The organism is Pseudomonas sp. JC1203, from assembly GCF_056175065.1.
Map to the genome: position 1 here is coordinate 154,865 of NZ_JBWCAM010000012.1, position 14,636 is coordinate 169,500.

10 protein-coding genes are annotated in these 14,636 nt (G+C 53.6%); 5 read left to right on the forward strand and 5 right to left on the reverse strand.

Going from position 1 to position 14,636, the window contains the following annotated elements; translation table 11 throughout:
- The first annotated feature begins 83 nt into the window (after window positions 1-83).
- Window positions 84-407, forward strand: a complete 324-nt coding sequence (locus AC0SZ7_RS18970) for a YceK/YidQ family lipoprotein (protein ID WP_475505816.1) — start codon at window positions 84-86, stop codon at window positions 405-407.
- A 55-nt stretch (window positions 408-462) separates the two neighbouring features.
- Here AC0SZ7_RS18970 and AC0SZ7_RS18975 read toward each other — a convergent pair whose 3' ends face one another.
- The 3 genes from AC0SZ7_RS18975 to AC0SZ7_RS18985 all read right to left on the reverse strand — a co-directional run bounded on the left by AC0SZ7_RS18975 (window position 463) and on the right by AC0SZ7_RS18985 (window position 4,063).
- Window positions 463-780, reverse strand: a complete 318-nt coding sequence (locus AC0SZ7_RS18975) for a ComEA family DNA-binding protein (RefSeq protein WP_475505817.1) — start codon at window positions 778-780, stop codon at window positions 463-465.
- A gap of 172 nt (window positions 781-952) precedes the next feature.
- Window positions 953-2,947 (reverse strand): polysaccharide biosynthesis protein, encoded by a 1,995-nt coding sequence (locus AC0SZ7_RS18980; protein ID WP_475505818.1) that lies wholly within the window; start codon window positions 2,945-2,947, stop codon window positions 953-955.
- Between the two features lie 84 nt (window positions 2,948-3,031).
- Window positions 3,032-4,063 (reverse strand): MraY family glycosyltransferase, encoded by a 1,032-nt coding sequence (locus tag AC0SZ7_RS18985; protein WP_475505876.1) that lies wholly within the window; start codon window positions 4,061-4,063, stop codon window positions 3,032-3,034.
- A gap of 550 nt (window positions 4,064-4,613) precedes the next feature.
- On the opposite strand from AC0SZ7_RS18985, the gene AC0SZ7_RS18990 reads away from it, so the two are divergent.
- From AC0SZ7_RS18990 to AC0SZ7_RS19005, 4 genes are all read left to right on the forward strand, one after another.
- The gene (locus AC0SZ7_RS18990) at window positions 4,614-6,095 is read left to right on the forward strand and encodes an MBOAT family O-acyltransferase (protein WP_475505819.1); all 1,482 of its coding nucleotides are present in this window, start codon (window positions 4,614-4,616) and stop codon (window positions 6,093-6,095) included.
- An 11-nt stretch (window positions 6,096-6,106) separates the two neighbouring features.
- Window positions 6,107-7,642 carry an alginate O-acetyltransferase AlgX-related protein gene (locus tag AC0SZ7_RS18995; protein ID WP_475505820.1) on the forward strand — a complete coding sequence of 512 codons (1,536 nt, stop codon included), beginning with the start codon at window positions 6,107-6,109 and terminating at the stop codon, window positions 7,640-7,642.
- 209 nt (window positions 7,643-7,851) lie between these two features.
- On the forward strand, window positions 7,852-8,820 hold the full coding sequence (locus AC0SZ7_RS19000; protein WP_475505821.1) for a glycosyltransferase family 2 protein: 969 nt from the start codon (window positions 7,852-7,854) through the stop codon (window positions 8,818-8,820).
- A gap of 8 nt (window positions 8,821-8,828) precedes the next feature.
- A complete protein-coding gene (locus AC0SZ7_RS19005; protein ID WP_475505822.1) occupies window positions 8,829-9,728 on the forward strand; it encodes a glycosyltransferase family 2 protein in 900 nt (299 codons plus the stop codon).
- Window positions 9,729-9,772: 44 nt separating this feature from the next.
- On the opposite strand, the gene AC0SZ7_RS19010 is transcribed toward AC0SZ7_RS19005, so the two are convergent.
- Both AC0SZ7_RS19010 and AC0SZ7_RS19015 read right to left on the reverse strand, forming a co-directional pair.
- On the reverse strand, window positions 9,773-10,726 hold the full coding sequence (locus tag AC0SZ7_RS19010) for an NAD-dependent epimerase/dehydratase family protein (RefSeq protein WP_475505823.1): 954 nt from the start codon (window positions 10,724-10,726) through the stop codon (window positions 9,773-9,775).
- 15 nt (window positions 10,727-10,741) lie between these two features.
- Window positions 10,742-14,632 carry a glycosyltransferase gene (locus AC0SZ7_RS19015; protein ID WP_475505824.1) on the reverse strand — a complete coding sequence of 1,297 codons (3,891 nt, stop codon included), beginning with the start codon at window positions 14,630-14,632 and terminating at the stop codon, window positions 10,742-10,744.
- Between the last annotated feature and the right edge of the window lie 4 nt (window positions 14,633-14,636).

Here is a 14,636-nt window from a genome sequence, read left to right on the forward strand (position 1 = left end):
GTCGGGTAGCCTGGCCAGCCCCAAGGACCTAGGGTCGCAGGCTCGGCGCCCTACAGGCGCCTGGCAATTACAAGGAATCAGTCGTGAAATCGTTGATCATTGGTTGTGTGGCCCTGCTGCTGAGCGGGTGTGGAAGCTTCATCACCGTGGTGCGTGACGACAGCGTCACCAGCAAATACCTGGCCGAGGGCAATTCCTACTGCGGGGCTGTACCCAGGGTATACAGCGGGCTGATGTTCGACTTCTGCATGTTGCACGCACCGCCCGAGGATGAGAAAAACTACAGCAGCTCCCCGCCTATCATCATGGTCTTCGACATGGGGCTTTCCGCCATTACCGACACCGTGCTGCTGCCCTACACCCTGATTCGGCAACACAACGACGGCAGCATTGAAGTCACCCGTTGACGCCAGGCTGAACTGGCCGCCCACAAAGGGCGCCAGCACAGCCCGATTGCAGGCTTTACTCCACCGTCAGGCGGTCACGGTTCTTGTCCAGCAGCGACTTGCCGATCCCTTTCACCTCCAGCAACTCGTCCACCGAAGTGAAGACACCGTTGGCATCACGATGCGCCACGATCGCCTGGGCCTTGGCCATGCCGATGCCGGCCAGTTCACGCTGAATGGTGTCGGCGTCGGCCTTGTTGAGGTTGACCGTGGAGGTCTGCATCATCGCCGCCGGCGCCGGGGCTGCTTCGGGCGTGGCTGGGGCGGCGGTGGCGGCGACGGAGAGGGTGAACAGCAGGGTGGCCAGCAGGGCCGAGAGGGAGAAGTTGCGCATGGGTGAGGCTCCTTGACATCAGTGGGTTCTAGAGGCGGCTTTCCTGAGCCGCCTTTAGAAGCTAGTTCACCATGCTGAAAGGGCGAGTGTGGCTTGGTTAGGGGATGTTTCCTCTACACGCCTGCTGTTCGTTCAATTCGGTAAAGATGGCGCATACCCTCGCCCTCGACGCCTACGGTTCGGAACGTTTCTGCTGGTAGATCAGATCCACGATTTCGCCATCTGGAGCGTAACCGCTGACCGTCTCTCGCAATAATTGCCGGACCTTGCCGTAATCGTCAGCATGGACTGCAGCCAGTAGTTCCACGAACCTTTCCTTGAGCACATCCCAATGCAGGAAATCTTCGTGAGCGCTCATGATCATTGGGTGGCGCGTCATGACCACGTTGTCGCCAATCAGCAACTCTTCGTAAAGCTTTTCCCCGGGGCGCAACCCCGTGAACTCGATGGCTATGTCCCCCTGGGGATTTTTTTCTGATCGAATGCTTAATCCTGACAAATGGATCATGCGCTCTGCGAGCTCGGCGATACGTACTGGCTCTCCCATGTCCAGCACGAAGACGTCGCCGCCCTGCCCCATCGAACCTGCCTGAATGACCAACTGAGCTGCTTCGGGGATGGTCATGAAGTAGCGTGTGATTTTCGGATGAGTCACCGTCAGCGGCCCGCCCGATTTTATCTGCTTGTGAAACAGCGGGATCACAGACCCGGAGGATCCGAGCACATTGCCAAACCGTACCATGGTGAAACGCGTTTTATTGACGCGAGCGACATTGGCTGGGTCGCCATACAAAACGGGCGCCACTTCCCGGCTCAACGCCTGCAGCGTCATTTCGGCGAGCCGTTTGGTACTGCCCATGACGTTGGTCGGCCTTACCGCCTTGTCAGTGGAAATCAGCACGAAATTTGCGACACCCGCCTGCAGTGCCGCCTGGGCGGTATTCAACGTACCGATTACATTGTTCAACACACCTTCGGCGACATTGTGCTCAACCATTGGCACATGCTTGTAGGCTGCCGCATGGTAGACCGTGTTGATGCTCCAGGTTTTCATGACGTCCAGGAGTTTGTGCGGATGCCGTACTGAACCCAGGATAGGCAACAGCTCAACACGGAGAGACTCGCGAGCCAGGCGCTGGTCGAGCTCGGTCATGATGTTGTACAGGTTGAATTCGCTGTGCTCGAATAGCACCAGGAGTGTCGGCCGCAGGGCGACAATCTGACGGCACAGCTCGGAGCCAATCGACCCCCCAGCGCCGGTGACCATCACGGCCTGCCCATTGATGCAATGTTCCAGCAAATCATCTTGGGCCGGTACAGCGTCACGACCCAAGAGGTCAGCAATATCGACTTCTTGAATATCATCAACCTTGACGCGGCCGCTGGCCAGATCGGTAAAACTCGGAACACTTCTGATGTGCAGGGGAAAACCCTCCAGAAAACCGAGAATTTCCCTTCGACGCGCTCTTGTGGTCGAAGGCAATGCCAGCAATATTTCCTGAGCCCCCGTTACATCGATCATGTGCTGGATCCTGCCAGGCTTGAACACCTGGAGGCCAGCGATTACACGGTCGGTAATACTGGCATCATCATCAATGAAAGCCACGGGGCGCATTACACGCCCCATCCGCAATGCGGCAACCAATTGGTTACCCGCAACACCTGCGCCGTAGACCGCGACTTTAGTCAGGCCATCGTCCCGGTTGAATGACATGGAAGCATGGGCGCCGCTTAACCAGTTGCCCATGAAATACTGGCGCATGCCCAACCGCAGCCCGCCAATAATGACAAGGCTAAGCCACCAGTAATTGAACACAATGGATCGAGGAACAACGGCTTGATGATTACTGTACCAATAAACTATAACCGCCAGGATGAGTGACGACAGGCTGACCGCCTTGATAATTGCAATCAAGGCGTCATTACCAAAATAGCGCATGACTGCGCGATACATGCCGAAACGAATAAACAGGGGTATGGCAACAGCCGGCGCACATGCAAACAACCAGGCGTGAACCTTGAAAGGGTTATACATGTCGTCTATGCCGAGCCGGACGATAAAGGCCATCCACAACGCGGCCCAGACCAAGACAACGTCCATGACAACCTGAATCAGGCGCTTCTGCTTTCTAGGCAAGCCCAACAAAAAGGCACGTGTCTTATCCATAAACCTCAACCAATTGGTTTGACCATTGCGAAAAGCGCAAGGGCCGGGCGCTTCCATCGCACAAGGGTAATCCAAAAACAGGTACTAGTCGTGCGTTTTAGGCTGTACAACCTCTAGCTCTCCCGCATGATATCTAATGGCCATTACTGTAAGTGGAACATAGGCGATACATGTTGCCAGCACCCCGTCCAGCCGCTGGCATGCCACCAGCCAAGCGAGGGGCAAGAGCCAGAAAAGGTTCACCACCAAAACGGCCATAGTGACCGGGAAATGCCCCCCATGGAGCCGAGAAGCAAATTGGTACGCATGGCTTCGGTGAGCTTCGTAGACCTTGTCTCCGCGAATCAGGCGTCGAAACAAGGTATAAGTTGCATCGACGATAAATACGCCCAGAAGAATGAGCCATGCCCACAACAACCGGGAATCGACATGAGCAGCTTGTAACGAAAGGATGCCGAGAATGATCCCAAGGAAACCGCTGCCCGCATCCCCCATGAAAATCTTGGCAGGAGGAAAATTCCAGATCAGGAAGCCGGTCGCCGCCCCGCCAAGAAACAAGGGTGCCCACATAAGCTGCGCATGACCGGATATCCAATAAAGAGCACACATTCCGAAGCAGGCGCACATGGCCTCCACTGTCGCTATTCCGTCTATACCGTCCATAAAATTATAAAGATTCAATAGCCACATCAAATAAATGATTGCACAGGCACTTCCCACCCAACCTAAACTAACTTCAACACCCGCCAGGATGACCGGCGGAAAGCCTCCAAGCGAATAGATTGCCCAAGCAGCGGCACAGAAATGGCCAAGCAATCGCCAACGGGCGGGAATATGCCCACGATCATCCATGAAGCCTACGATAGCTATCAATAGACCACTGCCAAGCACCGCGGCGAATGTTGCACCATCGACCAAGTTACTGCCGTAAAGCCACCCCATTCCAACGAGGAAAGAGCAGACAATGGCCACTCCGCCGCCGCGCGGGGTAGGAGTAGTGTGCGAACTGCGGCTGTTGGGCAGATCCATCAGTGCTTTGGCGATCGCATATCGACGTAGCCAACCGGTAAGGGCAAAGGAAAGTAAAGCCACTGCAAACAACCAAAACGACACCATCTTTACATCCTCGGAAATCTCGATACCGCTTGCCTCCCGCGTGCCGGCTGGAGAGCGCAAGGCGGGTGGCTCAATACTGCCATGAGCCCGCCCCTCGTTGAAAACATTAATCTTGTCACATTCGGATAAAATCCGACCCTGCAAGCGCCCGCGGATTCCACAGACACAGGTACCAGATGAAAAAAACGTCAGCCTCGGCGTGAGGTCATGACCGGCATTGATGCAGACGCGAGAAGACTCCCGGAGAACCATTGCCTATGGTATCTTCGCCGTTACGGAATACACAGAGCCAGCACAACAATTGTATCGACCGTTTCGGGAAGGGATAGCACCGAAATGCGCCAAGTCACCCGGCGTCTCAAGGAGTCTCTTCAGGCAAGCAGGTCGTCACCTGACCACACAAGAATAGAGCTGAAGCGTGATCACTCAAGCCAAACTATACCCCCCTGAAATACCGCCCTCCAATCACCGTTCAACCCGTTTATGCGGGTAGCCTAGCAGCCGTCGCCACCTCAACAAAAACTGGATCATCCCATCCTTAGGTGTGTTCATGATTTTTAGTTCGTCCGCGTTCATTCTGGTTTATTTACCCATTGTATTCCTGATTTATTTTTCATTGAACAGGCGGCGCTGGATCACGGCGGGAAAACTATGGTTGGTCGCAGCCAGCCTTTACTTCTATGCATACTGGAGCGTTGCCTACCTACCCCTGTTGCTAGGATCGATTGGTTTCAACTACCTGATGGGGCGATGGGTTTCACCTCATTCGACGAACCTGCTGAAACCGTCCTCAAAAAAAATCGTATTGGCACTGGGCATTGCTATCAACCTCGCGCTGCTCGCCTACTTCAAGTACGCGAATTTCCTGATAGACAACTTTAACGGCTTGACCGGCTCATCCATTGGCCTGCAACAGATAATACTGCCCTTGGGGATCAGCTTTTATACCTTTACCCAGATTGCGTTTCTGGTGGACAGCTACCGTGGGGAAGCAAAAGAGTACGACCTTGTAAACTACGCACTTTTCGTCACGTTTTTTCCGCATTTGATTGCAGGCCCCATCCTTCACCACAAAGAGATGATGTCGCAATTCAAGTCACGCTGGACGCTGTTCATTCGGCACAAGAATATTCTGTTGGGGCTGTTTATTTTCAGCATTGGGCTGTTCAAGAAAGTCATCTTGGCGGATACCTTCGCAATCTGGGCTGACGCCGGCTTTGCACACGGTGTTCCACATGACTTTTTCAGCGCTTGGGCGACCAGCCTGTCTTACACCTTCCAACTTTACTTCGACTTTAGCGGCTACTGCGACATGGCGATTGGCGCCGCGTTGCTGTTCAACATCTGGTTGCCGCTAAACTTTAACTCTCCGTACAAAGCACTCGACATTCAGGATTTCTGGCGGCGCTGGCATATGACGCTGAGCCGTTACCTGCGAGATTACTTGTATATCCCGCTAGGCGGGAATCGCTGTTCGCCCGTCAGAGTGTATGTGAACCTGATGCTCACGTTCGTCCTCGGTGGGTTGTGGCACGGTGCCAGCTGGATGTTCGTGGTATGGGGAGCCCTTCATGGGGGCGCGCTGATTATCCACCGAGCGTGGAAACAGCTAGGCATGAACATGCCGAAGGTGGTTGCCTGGACAGTGACCTTCCTGTTTGTGAACATCACCTGGGTGTTCTTCCGCGCAACGTCCATGAGCGATGCAACCCATATTCTGCACAGCATGTTCAACCTCAAATCTGCGGCTGCCGTGCCCATTCCAGCCATCCCCACTGCCGAACTGGCCTGGGGCGGCGTGCTTTCCGACCATCTCCTGAGCGTTTTGCCCGAGGGCATGGCAGTCAACGCGCTGTGTTTCTTCATGATTATCATGGGCTTCCTTATCAGCGCGCAAAGAAACTCGTTCGAACTGACCACTCAAGGCGCATTTGGCTGGAAAAAAGTGTTGGGAATGTCATTGCTCTTCAGCATTGCGATGTACGCAACACTGAAATCCACCAGCACTGTATTCCTGTATTTCAATTTTTGAGTGCCTTGCAGATGAAAAAGAAAATATCAGCATTCTTCTTGTTTGCGTTGGTCACGTTACTGATCGCTCCTGCTTTCAACCTCAGCACCAGACTGGATACCCTTGCGAACAGCAAGACAAAATGGTGGAACAAGTCCTTCCTCTATAATGTCGACTTTGCGCTACCGGTACTCGGAAAACTGTACAGCGTATTGGGTATTTCCATTAATCCAGGGCAAGTCATTCTCGGCAAGCAGGGATGGTTTTTCCTGGGGGATGATCACGCTCAATCGATTTCGATAAAACGAAACGGCGTCACGCCCAGCACCACCCCGTTGGTGCAGCAGATCGTCGCGAACGAGGTCGCTTGGGAAGCGTGGTTTAAGCACCATGGGGTAAAGCAATATCGGGTACTTATCGGTCCCGACAAAGACTCCATTTACCCTGAGTATTTGCCAAGCTGGGCGGCCCACGCCGCTAATCAGGTGAGCCGTGAGTTTATCCACCTCGCGCCCGCCCAACTGTATGTCGATACGTTTACCCCGATGCTCGCCGCAAAGAACGCGTCTGCTCAACCTCTGTACTTCAAGACAGACACCCATTGGAATAGCCTTGGTGCATGGGTGGCGTTCCAGGCACTGGAGCAAAATTTGAACCGTGTCGAGCCCGACCTTCGCTGGCCATCCCCTGAGCTGGGAGAAGTGAAAAACGTATCAGTACGCCCAGGCGGAGACCTGTCGCGCTTTCAACGAATCCAGGGTTCAACCAATGACACTCAAGTGGCATTGAGATTCGCCTCCTCGCCTCAGCTAACAGTCGACCAATACGATTACCAGACGGGGAAGCTGCTGAGCTCAGGCCCGAACCCAGAGCTTGAGGCGCCGCAAAAACCACTGCTGGTTGTTTCCAAAGGCGCCTTGAACGACCGGAAAGTACTATGGCTACGAGATTCATTCGGCATATCCCTTTCACCGTTCATGGCGGCAACGTTTTCCCAAAGTCTGCAAATTCATTACGATCAGGTAGACCCCAACCAAGTAGCCGAACTGATCGCAACCTTCAAACCCGACTATGTGATCTTTTCTGCAGTGGAGCGGGTTACGAGAATGGGCCTCTTCCTGGCACCTCCTCCTCAGTTCGTGATCTCCCGTTCTCGCGATGCACTCACCCCGCTGGCAGAAGGCCAGGTAAGCCATCAGAACGACGTCGTGGCCACTTCGGACGCTGACACGTACCAGATCACCGGAATAGACCCCTATATCGTTTTCAAGCCCTCCAAACCTTTGCTCGGTTCAGACGCCAAGCAGCTGACTTTCGAGCTGACGTGCAAAAATACTGCCGACACGAAATTTCCGATCCAGATATTCTGGTCGACGAAAAATAAAGGTTTCAACGAGGCGGACAGCGCGACGTTTGCGGTAAGCCAGGGTGTAACGTCACTCGATATTTCATCCGCCAAAGGTTGGCCCGCGGACCAGCTTATTGATGAAGTCAGATTCGATATCGTCACACCAGCAGGATGCCCGACATTCTCCCTGAAAAGCCTGGCCTTGGGCCAGAACCGCTAATTACGAAATTATCTCGCTCCCGGTCGCGGCGGCTTCCGCTGCCCGGGGGTAACTGTTCACAAAGGTGACTTATGGCTAAGGACCTCATATCATGTGGACACGAACTGCGAAATACGGGCGCCTTCCGCTCAATACGCGCCCCTATTTAAAGTGAGCATCCCACCTTGCAACATCGTAGGATGTAAAGAGTCAAAGCAAGAGGATTAAAGTTGCAAGATTTTTCTTCCAATGATCCAGCACAAGGCCCCCATGGAAACGCCCCCCTGGTTGCCATCCTCCTCGCGACCTACAACGGCGAAGCGTTTCTCGCAGCTCAAATCTCCTCACTGATCAGCCAGTCACATACAAATTGGGTTATATATGCGTCAGATGACGGTTCCCACGACGGCACGCTAAAAATTCTCAGTGATGCGCAGCGAAATCTAGGGGAGCGCAAATTGGTTATTTTGCGAGGGCCAGGCCAAGGCTTCGTCAGCAACTTTTTATCTCTGTTACAAAACAGAATGATCGATGCCGATTATTTCGCTTTCTGTGACCAAGACGACGTATGGCATCCCGAGCGACTAGAGCGCGGCATCAATTGCCTGCAGGAAAATGCTGATGGGCGGCCTGCCCTGTTCTGCTCCCGAAGCCGCCTTGTCGATGCCACTGGCGACGTCGTGGGTTACTCCGCCAACTTTACAACCCCGCCATCCTTTGCGAACGCGCTGGTGCAAAATATCGCTGGCGGGAACACCATGCTGTTTAATGGCAGGGCGCGGCAACTGCTCAGCAACACGGCTTACCAGCATCCACTTATTGCCCATGACTGGTGGTGTTACTTACTGATCACCGGCTGTGGCGGACAGATTCATTTTAGCCCCGACCCGCTAATCGACTATCGGCAGCACGCTAAAAATCTGATCGGCGCAAATGCCAGCTTGAACAACATGTTCAGGCGTTTTAAAAAGATGTTGGGCGGGGATTTTCGCCGATGGAATGAATCAAACATTGCAACGCTTCAGGACGCACGCCTACTGCTGAAAGATGAGAACAGCACAGCCCTCGACTGGTTTGATAAAGCCAGAACCGGATGGGTTATCCGTCGTATTTACTGTCTAATTCGCTCAGGCGCACATCGGCAAAGTCTCATTGGGAATACAGCATTAGCGCTTACTGTCCTGTTCAAAAAGCTTTAGGCGCCGACATGGAAAAATCAGCTCTCCCGACCCAGCGCTTTCCTGACACCTTATGCGTGATTGTCACCTTCAACCCCAACCTGGACGAGTTGGCCGAAACGCTCCTGTCTCTCGAAGGCCAGGTAAACAAAACGCTTATCATTGATAATCATTCGGATCAAAATTTATCGGAATGGCTAACCGTTTTCGGCACCAGCTTTTCAGTAGACCTGATTGAACTGCAGGGTAATTTCGGTCTGGCAAATGCGCAGAACGTCGGACTCTCCCACGCACTGAAGCACGAATACGAGCGTATTCTGTTACTGGATCAAGACAGCAACCCCGAAGTCAACTTTGTTGCCAGCCTGCATATCGCGTTGAATCAGCTACAGAAATGCAACGCTGCAGCAGTTGGTCCTACATTTGTTGATCGGCGCCTTAAAAATCACCCTGAAGCCACTACGGAACAAGCTGAGCCTATCCAGCGCGAGTTCTTGATTTCTTCTGGCATGCTTATTGAAACACGTCACCTTCAGCAAGTCGGCCTGATGATGGGTGATTTATTTATTGATCATATTGATCACGAGTGGTGCTTCAGAGCCACCAACAAGGGCTATACGCTATATCAAACATCGACTACCCGCCTCTATCATTCCCTGGGGGATAGAGTCATCCGTCTCTGGCTGCTGCGCGACAGGGAAATATCGATACACTCCGCCGTTAGAAACTATTACAAGGTGCGAAACTCAATTCACTTATTCAGGCTCAAGCATGTACCGTTGCGCTGGAAATTGAAGTTCATGAAACAGGCGGTGGCGGTAGCGCTATTCAGCGCGCTCGTCTCAACAAATCGAGCAGAACGCCTGAAGCTGATTGCCACTTCGGTATCCGATGGCCTGGCGGCACGGTTAGGTGCATTCAGAAAATAATGCAGGCCAATGGAAGGGAGGCTCCGCCCCCCTTCCGCCCCCCACTACTTCTTAACGACCTTGACCAACTTTTTCGAGTTCTGCCATTCCAACGTTCGACGGATGCCGTTATCGAAAGACACAATTGGTTCAAAGCCGAAACAGCTTCGCGCTTTCGAAATATCCAAAACGTTCGCTTTCAGATCAAATTCTCGCGCAGGGAGGAATTTCACATCTGGCATCGGATCAACCCATTTGGATATTTCCGTTATGACTTCCAGCAGCGACCGTCCTTGGCCGGACCCCAGGTTGAATATCCGCTCCTTCCCTTCGTAACCCATCAGCCCGATGATGCCCCGAATGGCATCATCAATGTAGATATAGTCACGAACATTAGAACCATCTCCCCATATTTCTATAGGGAGCAGATTCCGTGAGCGCTCTATGAAGACCGAGACCGCACCTTGGGCCTTGTTCACATCCTGCCCCGGGCCATAGGGGTTAGCCAATCGAATGATCTTGTACGGCAGCCGGTGAAGCCGCTCGAACAACGCCAGATACTTTTCGATTGCCAGCTTGCTCACCCCATAGGAGCACGTAGGCTCCAAGGGGTGCTCTTCAGGAATTGGAAGAACCTGAGCGTCCCCATAGATGGTTCCACCAGAAGACACGAAGTAGAGACCCTTCAGCCCCAGCGAAACAGCCAACTCCATCACTTGCAGCGAGTTACAGACGTTTGTACTGATGTCCCACGATGGGTCCTTGTTGGAGTTCCCGGGGAGCGATGAGGAGATCAGGTGGAAACAGATATCCGCACCCTCAAGAATCTCCTTAACGTCCTCGCGATTTTCGTAGTTCCCCATGTGCCAACGAACCTGAGCCATGGCCTCATCGGACAAAATCGTATTCTGAGGCGGGACGTGCCGGGTCAGCGAGCTCACCTCATGCCCTTGCGCAATGAGCGCATTGATCAAGTGGCTGCCAATGAAACCCGTCCCACCCAAGATTGCACATTTCATACCGAATGATCCTGGCTACAGAGACAATTGGTGCAGGAGCTTCTTGGAAAACTCCTGTTCAGAGAAACAATGATCAAACACTTCCTTGCCCGCGCTACCAATTCGGTCCCATTGCGCCGAGGAATTGATGGCTTCTATCAACACTTTAGTGATGGCCGCCGGCTCGTTGCTTGGGACAACAAAGCCCGAATCACGATGGCGAACGTAGGCTGATGTGCCAGTATTGACCGTGCACATCATGGGGACGCCGACGCTCAGCGCATGCAGGGAGACCAGCGGTAATGTGTCATCGCGCGAAGGTACAACCACCATGTCCGTAGAGAACATGAGCTCTACATACGCTTGATAGTCGAGATCACCATGCAGTTCCACATTGGGTAAACTGCTGACGATAGACTGCAGCCCTTCATAGAACGCCTTGTCCAGCACGCGGCCGTAGAACTCAAACTTGCACTTGCGCGCGAGATCAGAAGGTAGCCCCTTAATGGCGACCGCAAGCAAATCCTGCCCTTTCCTTGGCTCGAACGACCCGAACGTCCTGATGACCAGTGGTTCACCTTCTCCAGGTTTCCGCTGGCGGCCCTCGGCCGACTCAAGGCCGGGGAATCCATACTCAACCACCTCGGTATTGCGGTGGTATGTCACGATGGGCGCCGCCGCCAGCTTGCTGCCTGCCCAGATTCTTTCAGGCTTGCGAAGCGCCGCAACGAATTCAGGGTTGGATGCCGCCATTTGGGTGAACAAATTGGTTTCGTGGATATACCAATACACTTCAACCACATCCGCTAATTGATTCACGATAGGGTAGGTCACTACCGTATTGCAGATCAGCTTGTCGAAGTTGCGCGCAAAGTCATATACCGAGGCGTGCTGAGCCAGCATGAGCTCATCCACGATCACCACGACGCCCAACGCTTGAAGCGCCGCGCGAATGGGCCCATCAGTAGGCGACATGACCACGACGAAATGACCTGCCTGAGTCAGCAATTTCGCCAGTTCAAAGACAATGCGTGGCGCGCCACTTTCCGTAAGGTCATGGGAAAACAGCAAAATATCCTTGCCACCCTCTGTTCGCGTTGCACCTTGAGCGAACACCTCGTAGTACTCCGGAGAGTCATGGAACAACTGCTCCCGCATTGCCTTGGTGTAATAGGGGTCACGAGCCAACAAGCTGGCGAATCGACGCAGGATATAAATATCAGCCTTGTCTTTCTTCTTTGGCGCCTTGACCTTGTCTGCGGCATCTACCGAGGCAAGCGACATATGCCCGATATGCGTCAGGGTGGAGTGCGGCGTGTACACACAGGAGAACCCGAGCTCGCGAACCTTGAAGCACAGATCGACATCGGAATGGTTGATTGGGGCGTTGACGGCGTCAAAGCCCTTCACCTGCTCGAAAATGTCTTTCCTGATGGCCAGGCATGCACCACAGATAAGGGAAACCTCACGAACAGATTGCGCAAAATTATAATGCGCCCCGGTATTTTCTGGCAGGCAGTGGAAGGCCGTACCCAGCAGCCGGCGAACACCTGTCACCATACCCGCGTGCTGAATCGTGTTGCTCTCGTAAACCAGCTTGGGCCCAACGATGCCCACATCCGGAAGCTGCAAGTACTCGACCAGCGACTCGACCCAGTCAGCAGACTGAACGCGTACGTCATCGTTGAAGAAGACCAGGTACTCACCGCTCGCAGCTTTCGCACCTTGGTTGCATTTGTCCGAGAAGCTGTAGGGCAGGTCATAGCGGACAAAGACAATATTTGCATCCGGGTAAACCGGGGCCAGCAAGTCGACGATTCTCGAATTCGTCACGACAAGAATTTCATAGCGCTTCCAGGTCGTCGATTTTTTGATCGACTCGAGGCTATCGCTGATATTTTTTTCGTTGTCGGACGGGATAACGATCGAGACAAGCGCTTCGTTGCCATCAAAGTCAAACTTGAAACGGTTGGCGGTCGGTAGAGCAACTGCCGTCCCCTTCCAGCCCCGACGATCTCCGGCCGCCTGCAACGCACGAATGTTGGAATCCCTTGCGTATGGTTTGCCGCCAGCAGCGCCAGATGTAGCAATTGCACGCCAGCCGTAAAGCACTTCCTCGATATGCTGGATATTCGAGGTTTTTTCGGTTACGCGCAGGGCCAGATCATAATCCTGGGAAAAATCGAACTCGGAGCGGAACCCACCCACTTCATCAACCAGTGCCTTGCGGTAAGCGGTCAGGTGCCCGGTGTACATGCAATTCAAAAGCAGGTTGGGACTCCAATCCGGCTTGTTGAACACCTCAAGAACAGCACCGCTCTCGTCGATCTTGCATTCATCCGAGTAGAGCATATCCAGCGAAGCGTCATCCCGGATGCCGGAGGCGATCCAATAGAGTGCGTCATTGGTCAGCAGGTCGTCGTTATCCAGCAATGCGACGTAGCTCCCCGTCGCCAGGTTCAATGCGGCATTGGAAGCGCCTGCAATGCCGGCATTGACGTCAAGCGTCACGAACTTTATGCGCGCATCGCGTTTGGCAAACCCGTCGAGCAGTGCGGTGATCTCCGAAGATTGCGAACAGTCATCGGCGATACACAATTCCCAGTTGGTATAGGACTGGTTGAGCACGGACTCAATCGCCTGCTTGAGCAAGTCGACTGGCACTTTGTATACCGGCATGACCAGGCTTACCGTGATACCAAAATCAAACGCCTGGGCAGGACGCTCCGAAAACCGGCGGCTGATTCGCTCCAGGTTGAAGGCCATACGTGCCTTGAGCACATCGACAGGCGCCGCACGCTGCACATCAGGGGTCAGGAGTTGAGCACGGGCAGCTGCCTCAAGAGAGCGCAGGCCGCCGGACTCCAACGTACTCTGTACACGTTCGAAGAGGTTACGCCAGCCCCCTACGCGATCCTTGGCAATCAATACTTTACGAGCCAGGACCCGTAGCTTCCTGGCTTGTCGAACCTTGTCATTGACCTTGGAAGACAAGCGCCAGGCCTTGGTATTCAAGACGGCATGGATCTCGGAGTTGCGCACATGCAATTCATGCTCAAGCTGCGCAACCCGCTGCCCTAATTGCTGCACCTCCAGCTCTTTGGCGTAGAGGTCGGCGCGCAGCTCATCGCTTTCGTTCTTCTGCTGAAAGAGGCGATGGGTCAACGTCGAGTTTTCTGTAGCCGCTTGCCCCACTGCCGCATTCTGGATGTGCAGCGCATCGGAAAGTTTGCGTTCATTGACCGCGCTGAAGCCGAGTTCCTTGTAGAACTCCTTGATGTGGACTGTTTCGGCCGCGGACAGCTGGAAAAGAAACTTGATGTCTTCGGGGATCTGCTTGCCTACGGCAACAACTCCTAGACCATGCGCGTGGTCAAAGCAAAAGGTTGGGTATTGCTTTTCAATTTCTTCGAAGAGCTTCCATACACCGAACCCGTTCTCACGAACATTCACATCGTGAAATATAATGACACCCTGATCGCTCATCAGCGGAAGCCAGGTATCGAAATCGTTCTTCACTGCTTCGTAGCTGTGGAGGCCGTCGATATGCAACAGGTCCACGCTTTTTGGGGAGAAGTACGTAGCTGCCTGGTCAAATGTCTCACGAAGCAAGCGCGAAAACGAAGCGTAAGGCACATCGTGGCGCGCACGCAGTTGATCCAGTACATCCTGGCCGTACAGGCCAGCGTGCTCGTCACCTTGCCAGGTATCTACCGCATACGCCTTGCAATCCAGCTCACTTTTCTGAATGGCCTGGCAGAATGCGCAGTAGGAGTCGCCATAGTGGGTGCCGAGTTCCACGAAAATACCGGGCTTGAGCTTTTCAATAAGCGAGAAGGCGAACGGAATATGCTCCGCCCAGGCACTTTTGCCCGACAGATAAATAGGGCGCTCAAAGCACATTTTGCCAATATCATTTAAAAGCATATTC

Excerpts from the sequence above, each read along its gene's own strand:
- AC0SZ7_RS18975 (WP_475505817.1), bottom strand. The coding sequence starts at position 780 with ATGCGCAACTTCTCCCTCTCGGCCCTGCTGGCCACCCTGCTGTTCACC.
- AC0SZ7_RS18980 (WP_475505818.1), bottom strand. The coding sequence starts at position 2,947 with ATGGATAAGACACGTGCCTTTTTGTTGGGCTTGCCTAGAAAGCAGAAG.
- AC0SZ7_RS18985 (WP_475505876.1), bottom strand. The coding sequence starts at position 4,063 with ATGGTGTCGTTTTGGTTGTTTGCAGTGGCTTTACTTTCCTTTGCCCTT.
- AC0SZ7_RS18990 (WP_475505819.1), top strand. The coding sequence starts at position 4,614 with ATGATTTTTAGTTCGTCCGCGTTCATTCTGGTTTATTTACCCATTGTA.
- AC0SZ7_RS18995 (WP_475505820.1), top strand. The coding sequence starts at position 6,107 with ATGAAAAAGAAAATATCAGCATTCTTCTTGTTTGCGTTGGTCACGTTA.
- AC0SZ7_RS19005 (WP_475505822.1), top strand. The coding sequence starts at position 8,829 with ATGGAAAAATCAGCTCTCCCGACCCAGCGCTTTCCTGACACCTTATGC.
- AC0SZ7_RS19010 (WP_475505823.1), bottom strand. The coding sequence starts at position 10,726 with ATGAAATGTGCAATCTTGGGTGGGACGGGTTTCATTGGCAGCCACTTG.
- AC0SZ7_RS19015 (WP_475505824.1), bottom strand. The coding sequence starts at position 14,632 with ATGCTTTTAAATGATATTGGCAAAATGTGCTTTGAGCGCCCTATTTAT.